Origin of the sequence: Bacillus cereus group sp. BfR-BA-01441, from assembly GCF_022663075.1 — a bacterium.
Classification (GTDB): domain Bacteria; phylum Bacillota; class Bacilli; order Bacillales; family Bacillaceae_G; genus Bacillus_A; species Bacillus_A cereus.
Genome location: NZ_JAKUEU010000016.1, coordinates 53,524 through 66,385 on the forward strand (window position 1 = coordinate 53,524; position 12,862 = coordinate 66,385).

The window sequence follows — 12,862 nt, forward strand, 5'->3', positions numbered from 1 at the left end:
AACCACCTTGGTGGTTCCTTTTACTTTTAGTTTAATACAATAATACGGTAATCTTCTAATGAAGATAAATTGTCTATTTCTTGTTTGATGACCTTTAGCCCATATTCTATATACAAAAGCATGCTATGTGTGATTTCATCTTCATTTAAAGCAACTTGCATTTCATTAATAATTAAATGTTTAAAGAGTAAAAACTCTTTATCTTTAATTATATTATCTGGGATTGTCCATTTGGTTTTTCCGTCTTTAAAGTCATCATTTATTTTTCCTGTAGCGTTAGCAATACCTTTTGCTAACGCTATTTTTATCCCCTGTGGTCGATCAATCTCAAGTACTTCACAGAGTAGGTCAAGGGTTTCTTTACCTGTTCCTGAGAGGTTCATTCTTCTATTTGCCATAATATCACACCTTTATAAAATCAAAATATCCATCGCGGATAACTGTATATTTCTTTGATTGGTCATAATCAAGCATGTATTGCTTATATGAATGCTCTTGCATGAAATTAATATAGTCTTGGGTAATTTCTGTATCTGTAGATAAGATAATTACTTGTTCACTAAGCTCTTTATAGTAATGGTTAATTAAATGATTTCGATGATAACTGTCTAAGCGTCCTAGTGGTGTATCGATTACCATAGGAAGAGCTAAATCAGAGGCTTTTGTTAGGGCCCAAATTAGTGACGAGGAAATCATTTGCATTTCACCAGCAGATCGGTCTTGAATACTAATTTCTTGATTACGATCGTTGTATAATCTAACAGTATACGTTGAAATATCGAATTCAATTTTTCCAAATTCATCTTGTTTACGGAATAATCGACTTAACATTGAAGAAAATTCTTCGCGAATAAAGCTTGCTTTTAACTTTGTCATTTCATGTACATATGAATTCATAGTATGAATCAACTTTTTGACATAAATTAATCGTTTATTTAGAGCATCATAATCTGCACCTTGATCAGAAAGACGGGTTAACTGGTTTACAACGGCTGTTCTTTGTTCTTTAATTTTATTTAACTTTGCCATAATTGATTTATATTTTAAGTTCAGTTCTCCTAATTTTTTAGTTAGGATATCAATACGTTCATTTTCTGCGCTAATATCAATCGTTTCAGGTGCATTTCTAATTTCAATTTCTAATGCCTCTAATTCAAGGTTCAGCTTCTCAATTTTATTTATTAAATCTATAACATAACTATTATTTCTAGCAGGGAGATTTACAAGGTAGTTATAGTCTTTATTTGAAATGTCGTGAATATCTACGTGATCTTCGGATATATCTTTTTCGATATTATTTTCTTTAACCCAAATTTCTCTCCCGATTTCCTTAAGTTGATTTAATTGCTCATTTGAAAGGGGAGGAGTGAATGATTGGTTTAATAATTCATCCATAAATTTTTCATAAGGCATTAAAGAAGCGTCTTGTATCATTTTCTTTTGACGAATATCATACTCTAATTTTAATCTGTTCTGTAGTACTTTAGTTTTTTCTTTTAGAATGATGTTTATAGCATTATTGTTGAAATAGTTTTCAAATTGCTCTTTAGCTAGACGTAACTCAGTTGCTAGCCCTGATTGTTTTTTTACAATAACCTCTCTTGATTTGGAGTTAGTTGTAATTTTTTCATTACGTTCATTTTTTACTTCATTGATTAGACCGTCGAATTTCTTTCGTTCAGAAGAAATAAGTTCTTTTCGTTTTTCTAGATGTTGAATTTGCTCTTCGTATTCTTTTAAATTGGCATCTAAACTTTTTAGTTTGTTTTGATCAACCGCTTTGGCTAAATTCTTCTCTATGCCAGTCTTAATAGAAGAGAGGTCAGATAGTAATAATTTATAGGTTTCCATCCCAGTAATTTTGTGAATAGCTTCTTTCATTTCTTCACTATTTTGTCGTAAAATGATATCTTTAATTTCTTCACCATCAAAAATGAAAAAGGGTGCAGCATGATATGGAATCATTTTATCCATAAAGCGATTAAAAGTATCTATATTATCAATACGTACAGTTTTACCAATCATTGCACCAGGCTTTTTCACAGTTAAATCACGGTTTTCACTAATTAACCTTTTGTTGTGATCAAAGCCCCATTTAACTTTAAGAGTCCATTCTTCATTTTTATCCGTTTCAATAGCAAGAGTTACAGAACAATCTCTCCCACCTTCGTCAAAGAAGGTATTGTTAATAACATTAGAAAATACACGTTTATGCTCAGCAGGTGAGAACCCTCTTTTTCCGAATAAAACATATAAAATTGCTTTTAAAATTGTAGTCTTTCCAGCCCCGTTTAGGCCGCCTAATAAAATAATATTTTTTTCGCCTTCTGCACGTACCTCTTTTGGGATATAGAAGTCAACTTCTTGATGTCCATAATACGTTTTATAATTATCAAAAATAAGTTTTTTAAATAACATTATGTAGTCACCTTTACTTTATTTTGCATAAAAATCAATTAAATCTAGGTAATCTTTTTTTCTGTGATTTTCACTTGTGTTTTCATATGAAAATTTTTCAGCCGAACGCAATAAGTCATATGCTAGTTTTGTTGATAGTTCATTTTCTTTACAAATTTTTGCTAGTAATTCTAGCTCTTGTTCTTTTAATTTATTCATTTTTACCACCTTTAATATGAGCATGAAGTATAGGGATACCCTGTATGTAATTGTAACATATTTCAATAAGAGTGAAGTGATATACCACCTAACTTTTATTGGAAAAGAGGTGATTGAACAGATAGTGGAGAAGGATAATTTTTGATAAAATATATTAGAGAACATAAAGCATATTATAATTCTGCATTTAAATAAATTTAGTACACTATTCCGTTTGGAATTTAGTAAGTAAAATTCTTCTTTAGAAGGGAGGAGAAATATGGATTTCAAAGATTTAGATATTAGTTATCAATATAGATCTGGTGATGAGGAACAAAATATTGTAAATGATTTTTATATACCTACGTTAGCTCAGACAAAGGTATATAAGCGTGCAGTAGGTTATTTTACGAGTGCTTCCTTAGCTATTGTAGGAAAAGGGTTAAATGAGATGATTAGTAATAACGGGAAAATGTACTTGATTGCATCACCTTATCTTGAAAAGGCAGATATTGAAGCGATCGAATCTGGATATAAAGCACGTAATGAAGTGATAGAGGAATCCTTATTAAGAGCTTTAAATCAGCCAGCAGATTTAGTTGTTAAAGAACGACTAAATTATTTAGCATGGTTAATAGCAAATGGAAGGTTAGAGATAAAAATTGCTACTCTATCAAATAGCGCTACCTATGGTTTATATCATGAAAAAATCGGTATTATGGAGGATGGAAAAGGAAATAAAATAGCCTTTTCTGGATCTGCTAATGAAACAGAGGGAGGTCTATATAATAATTTTGAATCTATTGATGTATTTTGCTCGTGGAACAAAAACGAGTTGATAAGAGTAGAGAGAAAAGATAGGGACTTTGATTTGTTATGGCAGAATAAAACAAATAAAGTTCAGGTTATCGATTTTCCTCAAGCTGCTAAGGAGAAATTATTAAGCTTTAAAGAATATACAATTAAGAAGGTTGATCCAGAAATCCAGTCTAATATTGTTATTAAAGAAGATAATCAACGTTGCTACTTTCCGGATATTCCTAAAGAGTATACAATCAGAGATTATCAAAAGGAAGCTATAAAGAGTTGGTTTGAAAATGAATGTAAAGGTCTACTCGAGATGGCAACGGGCACAGGAAAAACTATTACGGCATTGTCAGCGGTATCATTCTTATGGAAAGCGTTATCAAGCAGATTAGCGGTTATTATAGTTTGTCCGTATACACATTTAGTAGATCAATGGGTAAAAGACATTAAAAAATTTAATATGAACCCATTGGTAGCGAAACAATCTCGAAATTTATGGGAAGAGGATTTGAGGTTCAATATTAGTGCGTTTAAAAATGGTATTATTAATCATTTTTGTTTAATAACCACAAATAAGACTTTTTCAAGCAAGACGATGCAAGATTTATTATCTCAATTAAAAGGAGAAGTTGTATTTGTAGCGGATGAAGCCCATCATCTAGGTGCTATTAATAATAGAATGAATCTTATGGAGCATTTCCCATATCGCTTAGCTTTATCTGCAACACCTAATCGTTGGTATGATGAGGAAGGCACTGAAGCGTTGCTAAAATATTTTGGAGGAAAAGTAGTTTTTGAGTTTGGTTTAAAAAAAGCTATAGGAGAATTTTTAACAGAATATTATTATTATCCTCATGTGGTTTATCTAGATATAGATGAAAATGAAAAATACTATGAAATTACAAGAAAACTATCGAATTTTTATAGTCCTAATGGAGAATTAGACTTAAAGGGGAATGAGGGATTACAAAAATTATTGATTGAAAGAGCGAGGATTTTAAATAGTGCAAGAAATAAACTTATTAAATTAAAAGAGTTGATAGAGAAAAATAAAGAATCTAAATATAACATTATATACTGTGGAGATAGCTCAATAGATAACGAAAAACAGGTTAGTGCAGTTGTGAAATTGTTGGGGAATGAATTAAATATGAGAGCTCATACATTTACATCTAATGAAAGTAGTTTACAGAGACAAGAGTTATTAAAAAGATTTGAATTAGGAGAGCTCCAAGCGCTTGTAGCTATAAAATGTTTAGATGAAGGTGTAGATGTACCAGCTACCCAGAATGCTTATATTCTTGCTAGTAGTACTAATCCAAGAGAGTTTATTCAAAGGAGAGGAAGGGTATTAAGGAAACACCCTAATAAGCGGTATTCATATATTCATGATTTTATTGTTATTCCAAGAGAGATTGATGAGATTGAATATTTGGAGCCCAGCGTTTTTAATATAGAACGAAAAATGGTGAAACGTGAATTAATAAGGTTTGTAGAATTTGCAGATTTAGCACGTAATAATTCACAGGCACATGAGCAATTAGTAGAGATAAAAAAATCATACAATTTATTAGATATATAATAGGGAGGATACTATGGTTAAAGAAAAAGAACAGGTGGATGTAATTCTGAGTAAATTATCGCAAGAACGTGTACTAATTTTAAGTGAAATTTTGCAGGCAGAAAAGAGTATTTTGCACCGGAAAAATTTACAGGGAACTGGAATTATTAATAGTATAGTAGACATTGTTAAAGAGAGGGTGAAGTAAAACATGATTTTAGATTCTATTACTTTAAGGAACTTTAGACAGTATTATGACTCACAAACTATTGAATTTTCACAATCTAATACTCGAAATGTAACAGTTATTCATGGAGAAAATGGTGCAGGTAAAACAGCTCTCCTTAATGCATTCAGTTGGTGCTTATACGGGAAACTTAATTTGCCTAATTCGAGTAACGTTATTAATGAGCATGCTTTAAATGAATTAAAAGTAAATGAAGAAGTGAATGCCTATGTCATTATTAAATTTAAAGAGAAAGTGAAGGACTTAGGTGGATATGAAAAACACTATTCACTTACTAGAAGTGTAAAAGCAAAAAGAGTTAGTGCCGATAATATTAGTTATTTCGAACCAGAAGTAAAGTTAGAGTATAAAGATGGTGGACAATCAAAACTTGAAATTGCTAATATCGGGATCGAGATTAATAGAATTTTACCTGAACAACTTTCGTCTTATTTTTTCTTTGACGGGGAACGAATTGATAATTTATCAAAAGAATCTGGAACTGAAGAGGTAAAAGAAGCTATAAAAACCATGATGGGATTAGAGATTTTAGAACGTTCTATTTCGCATACAGAAGGAGCAAAGAAAAAGTTTTTGGGGGAATTAAAAAAATATGGAGATATAGAAACTGTAAATCTAGTTGAAGAAATTGAAAAATTGCATAAAGAAAAGGAAGGTTTAAGTGAAGAAGAGAAAGAATTTCAGGAGTATTGTAAATTAATAGAAAAACAAATAAAGGAACTGGAAGAAAGACTAAGGCAGATAGAAGATTCAAAACATCTACAGGAACAACGTGATTTGAAAAATAAAGAATTACATACTACGGAAGAGTTGCTTATGAGTACACGTAAAAAGTTAGCGGAGTTGATGAGTAAACAGGGGTATTTAGCATTTAGTTTTTTAGCAATAGAAAAAGCTAAAGATTTGCTAGCTAATAAAAAATTAACTACAGATACTTATACAGGAATTAATGCGTCATTTATCGATCAGTTGATTGAGCAAAAGGAATGTATTTGTGGTACACATTTAAATGAAGGAGCTGTGGAATATAATAAGGTTATTGGCACAAAAAATTATTTAGCACCAGTAAGTTTGGAACATGCTATTGCAGAATTTCAAAGTGATATTAAAGTAACTCGAGATCGGAAACGACAATTATTTGAAGGCATGGATGAATTACGATTACAAGAATATAATGCAAAACAGAGAGCAAGGTTGTTAAATGAAGAAATTGAAGAAATTGGGAAGAAAATTTCGGATAAAGACTCTGAAGAAATTGTGAGTCTTGAAAATAAAAGAGAACAACTAATTGTAAAGAAAGAGGATACGTATAAGAAATTAGGTGTTATCTTGCATCAGTTGAATGAAGCAAGTGAAAAACTAGAGCAGAAAAATAATGAGCGAGAAAAGCTAAACCAAAAAGCAGAAAAGGCAGCATTAACAGAAAGAAGAATTAAAGCGTGTGATGAATTAATTGTTACAATGATGGAGATTTACAAGCTACGCGAGAAAATTGTAAAAGAGCAGCTACAAGAACGAGTTTCAAAAGTTTACTCCAACTTTTTAAGAAAAGGTTATAACATAAAATTATCTGATGATTATAAGTTAGATGTTATAAATAATAATGGAAATAAAGTTGGTATGTCTCAAGGAGAGCGACAAATTACTAGTTTATCTTTTATAGGAGCTATTGTGGATATTGCTAGAGAACAGTTTAATCAAAATGGTGTAAGTAAATTTGAAGAGGGTGGGATTTATCCGATTGTAATGGATTCACCCTTTGGAGCATTAGACTCTGACCATCGCGAAAGAATAGCAAAGGGAATACCAGATTTATCGAATCAGGTAATTGTTATTGTTTCTACTTCTCAATGGAAAGGAGAAGTAGAGGAAAGAATGGGTGGGAAAATAGGAAAAGAGTATAAATTAGTCTATAATGATCCACGTACTAATAAGGAACAACAGTATGAGTTTACTGAGGTTGAGGAGGTTGCAAATAGATGAGCCGTAGGAGAATTAGAAGGCCTAAAGATCAAGAAGAGATGTATAAAGTATTGACAGATCGAGATGAACTAGGAGGAATATTCTCCAGTTTTAAAGATATATTTATGTTAGCTGGTATAGTAGGATTTATGAATAAGAAAAGAAAAACATTCACTAGTTCTCTGGAGCAAATACATTGGAATGTTTTTAATTCGGAAACGGATGAAACGGTTATTAATGCTGTTGCTTTAGCAGAAACAGGGGATCTTACAATTATTAATACAGATGATGAGGCTTTTGATCGGAAAATTACAATTTATGAAGAATATGCAGCCGGTGGGCTTGAATATTTATATGATAAAATAATGGAGAATCCAAGGTATGCTTTAGATAATTATTTCGATTTCCTAAAAAGCATGGAAAAAGAAGTGTCGATAGAAAAGAAAAACTTAAAAGATATTTACAATATTTTATCCATATAAATATCTTTTAGGAAAGGGCACTGATATATAGATGAAATTAATTATGTGTTAGCTTGTTAAAATCTGTTTAGCAATGATTAAAAAGAAGCGATTCGTTAAGAGAATCGCTTCTTTTTATGTGGAATATTATAGATTGTTAAAAACATCCAACTCTTCTAAACTAGTAGTAGAAGAAAGTGAGAACCTAATAGTAGAACGTAAATCATCCATAGATAATCCGATAGCTTGTAATACATGACTTGGTTTACTTGAGCTACAAGCCGATCCAGTAGACACGGCAGCTACTGGAGCAAGAGTCCTCACAAGCGTTTCGTTGTTTACACCTTTAAATATAACACTTAATATTCCAGGTATTTTATCTTTAATATCATTGTTAAACTCAATATGATTTTGAAATTTGGTTTTTAGAATATCAGCTAATTTGTTCTCTAGTTGCTCTAATTTATAAATATTTTGTTCCAAATTAATATATGCGATTTCAGCAGCTTTTCCCATTCCAACAATATTATGGACGGGTAGTGTGCCACTACGTATATCAAGTTCTTGTCCACCGCCGTGAAGTAGAGGAGTAATTTGGATTGGTAATCCTAAATTATCTTTACCTATTATGGTTACCCCAACACCTTTTGGACCATGAAACTTATGAGAAGAGCAGGATAAAAAGTTTATACCGTCTATATCTGAAAGAGAGAATGGTACTTTTCCAACTACTTGTGTAGCATCTGTATGGAAGAATACTTCATTCTCTTTACAGATTTTTGCGATCTCGTTCATTTGGTTTAGAGAACCAAGTTCGTTGTTTCCCCACATAATTGAAACGAGAAGAGTTTTTTCTTGTTGAATAGCTTTAGTTAGTTCTTCCAAATTGATTCTGCCATATTGATCTACATCAAGATATGTGACCGTATAGCCATTCGCTTCTAAAAATTTACAAGTTTCTATGATAGAAGGGTGTTCTACTTTAGAAGTAATAATGTGATTCCCTTTATCTTTATGGTAATGAGCGATGCCTTTCAAAATAAAGTTGTTACTTTCTGTAGCACCACTAGTAAAGATTACTTCATCAGTTTCACAGCCTAATAATTGAGCTACATGTTTTCTTGCTGTTTCAACAGCGTCTTTAGCATTTTGGGCTAATCCGTAATATTTACTTGAAGGATTTCCGAATTCTTCAAGTAAATATGGCAACATTGCTTCTTTAACTTCAGGTAATAATTGTGTTGTTGCACTATTATCAAGATAAAGCATAGAGATCACTCCTTACCGTATTTTAGCAAGTTCATTGTGAATTTCTCGTTGTTTCCAGCATGTTTATATTCGCTGTCTAATAAGTTAATTCCGCGTTCTAAGTGAGCGTTGAATAGGGTAGGGAAGTATTCATTATCAGATACTTCACGTCCCGCATGCTGAGTGATTAGGCATTTATAAATAAAATCATATTCTCCAGTTAATGTGTGGCGATTGATTTCTAATCCACCGGCTTCTTTATCTGTTAAAACCTCAGGGAAAGTTGGATCAGTTAATGATAACCCAACTGCTAAACGAGCTAAAATGTTTGGTGTTAAATTAGTAGGAGCTTGTAATTCTTTTAGTTTATCTGATACTCTTTTAGAAATCTTTAAACGGTAGTTCATTTCGCTTGCTCCTTATTAAAGTTGAAATATTGATCTGTAACATTCACTTTTCGTAGTTCTGTATCAAATTCTAATAAGTATCCATGGGATACAAAATTTTTCAGTAAATTATAGTGTTTTTCATCAACTTCAGAGTTAGTTGACAAGATTAAGACTTGCTCACCACATGCAGGGATGAAATCTACTAAGATATTATGTTTATGTGTTTGATCAAGGCGGCCTAAAAGTGTATCGAATATGAATGGAACACGACGACCAGAACATTTGAACATTGCCCAAATTAATGATAGTAAGAGAATTTCTTTCTCACCTGCGGATAATGTTTCTTTTGCTACATGGTCACGATTATTATCATATAAAGTTACTTCAAACGTGCTAGAATCAATGCGTAAAGAAGAAATATATTGGTGTTTACGCATTAATTTATTCAACATTTTTGTAGCTTCGATTTGTACTTGTTGTAATTTCTTTTGATGTTGTAACATTTGAAACTCTGTACTTAATTTCATAATGCTTTGGGCAATTAAGAATGTATTTCTCGTCTTATTGCTTTGTTGTACAATATGATGTTTTGAATCAATTGTATTTTTTAGTGCTGCTAAAGTTTCTTGGCGTGTTTCTAAAATACTCAAGTTTTCTTCTACTTCTTTTTCCAACTTAAAGATTTTCTCTTGTGTTTGAGTCATATTTTCTAACATTTGTGTAAACTCATTTGTAGAATCATTAGTAGAAATTTTCTTTCTTAGTTCTTGTGCTTGAAGTAAGCTTTTTCTATTTTCTTGAAGTAATTGAATATATGTGTCATGAGATTCTTTTTCAACTTGTTGTGCCGCTACTTCAAATTGTGTGCGTTGTGTTGGTGAAACTCTATGGATATACTCAACATCTGCATTATTAGGTTTAATAATATTGAAGATTTGTTTTCTTAATTCAACAGCTAAATCATTAGGAGATGAAACTCCAGGTAAACTCTTAGCTAATTCAAGCGCACGGTCATCAGTTAACTCTGATGTTAATTGATTTGCTAATGATAATTTTTCTTCATTTTGTAATTGATTTTTAGTAGAGAGTAACAAGTCTTTGTTTAGATAGAAAGGTAAAAGAGTTTGAATAAATTCTCGAACTTTTTCAGAATTAGCTTTTCGATGTGCTTCAATTTCTAAGACTTGTCTATTTAATGTTTCGCGTTCTTCTTTAATTAAACCACCATGTGTTTCAAAATCCTTTTTCAGTAAAGAATAAGATTCCTTTGATTCTTCTATTTGTTGTTGAGCGGCTTTGATTGTGTCTTCGAGATCTTTAATGTTTAAAGACTGTTCTTTTTCTTGACGCTGAAGGGTAAGGATTTCGCTTTCTATAGAAGAAAGATGTTCTTGGTCAATTTCTTGTTGTAAATAGTTGGTCAAATCACCTTCTAAATTTCGGAATAAATCTAAGTTGAATATAACAGTAGATAATTCTTTTAAATAAGATGATAATTTATTTTCATTTATTATTTTTGAAATTTCTTCGCCATCAAATAAGCATAGATCAAATAATTTAGGCGGGAAATTCTCTCGTAGTCTTGATTCGAAAATATCTTTTTCAGCATCATTTAAATAATGACCATCTTTTTTTACAGTGAATTTTTCTTTTATGGCGCTGTTTAAAATGTTCCAAGATCTTTTGAATGTATAAACATGGCGTTTGTAATTTTCTACTTCACTAAAGGTAATTGTAATACTAAAAGGATTTGTTTCATTTTTACGAGCAGAAGCATTTAAATATCCATGGACGCGCTTATAGTAATCATTATTCTCTGTCTTATATCCATAACCAAAACAACCAAATAATCCTAGTTTTATGGAATTTAAAAATGTTGTTTTCCCAGCACCATTTTCTCCACCTATTAAAATTACTTTCTTTTTTGGGGAGGAGATAGACAGATCGAAGGTATTTCTTTCTGTATAAGCTCCTATGTTTTCTAATTCTAGTTGTTCAATTAACATAAATTTAACCTCACCCTACAAATGTAAGTAGTCTTGCTTTAGTACTTTTTCAATTTCATTCATTAATCCACGACGAACTTTATAACCTGAAAAATCTTTTTCAAGTGATATAAGTTTTTTTAATGCTTTAAAGTCTACGTTGTGTTTGCTACATAATGATTCTAAATCTGTAATTTGTTCATTATCAAATAAAGGACGATCATCATACTCCCAATTTAGGTCGTATCCCATTACCTCTTTAAAAATGCTAGGTAAAGAATCTTCCCAATCACCATTTTCTAACCAGTAACGACGAATAACACGTAATTCTTCTTCTTTAATTAATTCAAAATCCTCTTCTTCAGGATGTTGTAAATCTCTTTGGACAATAAGAAGTCTACGTAAAATCTCTTTTCGTGCGTTCAGTGTAAAGGGACCTAAACCAAGCTGTCCGATTTGATTATCATCAAGCTTTACTAAAATTTTTGGATCCTCAGGAGAACTCAAATCAATTTTGTTTATTGCTAAATAAGATTTTAGTTCATCCCTTTCTAAAATTGTAAATTCTTCTAATTTAATCATTTGTTTAGGGCGACTAGATTTTTTCGGAATGATTACGTATTCAGTATCATCTTTTAATTCAGTTTTTAGTGGATTAAAGTAAATTTGACCACCTTTACGGTATTTCATACGAAATGTTCTATCATCACGAATTCCAGCTAACCAATTTCTGAATTCTAATAAAGGTTTCATCCAATCTGATCCACTAAGAATGAAGCCGTTTAATGCTTTATCTTCATTTACTACTGTACATACCCAACAACCAAAGCGACTATTTCCACATGAACCAGCACTATCTTTAGTGGTTTTATCTACAACAAGAGGGCATTCACCACTACTTGAATCTTGATAAAGCTTATTTAATTCATGGTTATCGTTCCCCCAAGGAGACGGGTTTTCTAGTAAGTAGTCCCAGACGTTATTTAAACTAAACTGTCTAATCGGTGCAAAAACATATGCATTTGTTAGGGTCGAATGGCGCATTAAATCTTTACCTTCAACAGTATGGGACTTAAGAACGTTATCACGAGTAGCACTTTCATTTTCACGTACGCCAAGGACCATAATTACTTCACCAAACGTAGAAACTTTGTCCATTACAAACGCATTTGCAGGTTCAATTTTTAAACGGTCAGTACACCAGCGAAATTGTTGATTTGGTGATGGATAGCCTTTTCCGATAATATTAGCCCAAAATGATTGTTCATATTTTGGTTTTACTTTATGTGTTTCGATAGGAAGATCACGTTTTAAAGCTTCTTCTTGGATTCGGTGTAAAGTAACATTGATAGACTGAATAATTAACGGTGTTTCTACAAGTGTATCTGATGAGATTACGTATACTTTCTTGTGTAATTGTTCTGTAGGTAATTCGCTTAAAGCTTCAAAAACAAGCTGAACGACAACTGTGGAATCTTTTCCACCACTATAACCAACAACCCAAGGGCGGTCGTCAGCACGATAAACTTTTTTTATATGATCTTTTGCTTCAGAGACAAAATCATTTTTATTATTTATTAAATCAGAAATGAGATTATTTAACATTA

Annotated in this window: 11 protein-coding genes; 4 read left to right on the forward strand and 7 right to left on the reverse strand. The window is 31.6% G+C overall.

Translation table 11 applies throughout. The features are described 5' to 3' along the window. Positions 1-26: 26 nt before the first annotated feature. Genes MR107_RS09495 through MR107_RS09505 form a run of 3 tightly spaced genes read right to left on the reverse strand, consistent with a single transcriptional unit; the run spans position 27 to position 2,616 of the window. On the reverse strand, positions 27-398 hold the full coding sequence (locus MR107_RS09495; RefSeq protein ID WP_242292304.1) for a hypothetical protein: 372 nt from the start codon (positions 396-398) through the stop codon (positions 27-29). Positions 399-402: 4 nt separating this feature from the next. Next, positions 403-2,418, reverse strand: a complete 2,016-nt coding sequence (gene dndD, locus MR107_RS09500) for a DNA sulfur modification protein DndD (RefSeq protein ID WP_242292305.1) — start codon at positions 2,416-2,418, stop codon at positions 403-405. Positions 2,419-2,436: 18 nt separating this feature from the next. Further along, positions 2,437-2,616, reverse strand: a complete 180-nt coding sequence (locus tag MR107_RS09505; protein ID WP_001037504.1) for a DNA modification system-associated small protein — start codon at positions 2,614-2,616, stop codon at positions 2,437-2,439. A gap of 259 nt (positions 2,617-2,875) precedes the next feature. On the opposite strand from MR107_RS09505, the gene MR107_RS09510 reads away from it, so the two are divergent. From MR107_RS09510 to MR107_RS09525, 4 genes are read left to right on the forward strand one after another with little or no spacing between them, the layout of a single operon-like run. After that, entirely contained in the window at positions 2,876-4,984 is a 2,109-nt protein-coding gene (locus MR107_RS09510; RefSeq protein ID WP_242292306.1) for a DEAD/DEAH box helicase family protein, read from the forward strand. A 13-nt stretch (positions 4,985-4,997) separates the two neighbouring features. Continuing rightward, the gene (locus MR107_RS09515) at positions 4,998-5,171 is read left to right on the forward strand and encodes a hypothetical protein (RefSeq protein ID WP_170959944.1); all 174 of its coding nucleotides are present in this window, start codon (positions 4,998-5,000) and stop codon (positions 5,169-5,171) included. Positions 5,172-5,174: 3 nt separating this feature from the next. Next, the gene (locus MR107_RS09520) at positions 5,175-7,193 is read left to right on the forward strand and encodes an AAA family ATPase (RefSeq protein WP_242292307.1); all 2,019 of its coding nucleotides are present in this window, start codon (positions 5,175-5,177) and stop codon (positions 7,191-7,193) included. Beyond that, positions 7,190-7,654: a DNA phosphorothioation-associated protein 4 gene (locus MR107_RS09525; protein WP_000091210.1), complete on the forward strand. Its 465-nt coding sequence runs from the start codon at positions 7,190-7,192 to the stop codon at positions 7,652-7,654. The genes MR107_RS09520 and MR107_RS09525 overlap by 4 nt, the downstream gene beginning before the upstream one ends. 126 nt (positions 7,655-7,780) lie before the next feature. On the opposite strand, the gene dndA is transcribed toward MR107_RS09525, so the two are convergent. From dndA to dndC, 4 genes are read right to left on the reverse strand one after another with little or no spacing between them, the layout of a single operon-like run. Continuing rightward, complete coding sequence (gene dndA, locus MR107_RS09530) at positions 7,781-8,902, reverse strand: cysteine desulfurase DndA (RefSeq protein ID WP_227601514.1); 1,122 nt, start codon at positions 8,900-8,902, stop codon at positions 7,781-7,783. 5 nt (positions 8,903-8,907) lie between these two features. Further along, positions 8,908-9,288, reverse strand: coding sequence for a DNA sulfur modification protein DndE (gene dndE, locus MR107_RS09535; protein ID WP_001109533.1), 381 nt, complete (start codon positions 9,286-9,288; stop codon positions 8,908-8,910). Continuing rightward, positions 9,285-11,276 (reverse strand): DNA sulfur modification protein DndD, encoded by a 1,992-nt coding sequence (gene dndD / locus MR107_RS09540; RefSeq protein WP_227601513.1) that lies wholly within the window; start codon positions 11,274-11,276, stop codon positions 9,285-9,287. The genes dndE and dndD (MR107_RS09540) overlap by 4 nt, the downstream gene beginning before the upstream one ends. 15 nt (positions 11,277-11,291) lie before the next feature. Continuing rightward, positions 11,292-12,860 carry a DNA phosphorothioation system sulfurtransferase DndC gene (gene dndC, locus MR107_RS09545; RefSeq protein WP_242292308.1) on the reverse strand — a complete coding sequence of 523 codons (1,569 nt, stop codon included), beginning with the start codon at positions 12,858-12,860 and terminating at the stop codon, positions 11,292-11,294. Between the last annotated feature and the right edge of the window lie 2 nt (positions 12,861-12,862).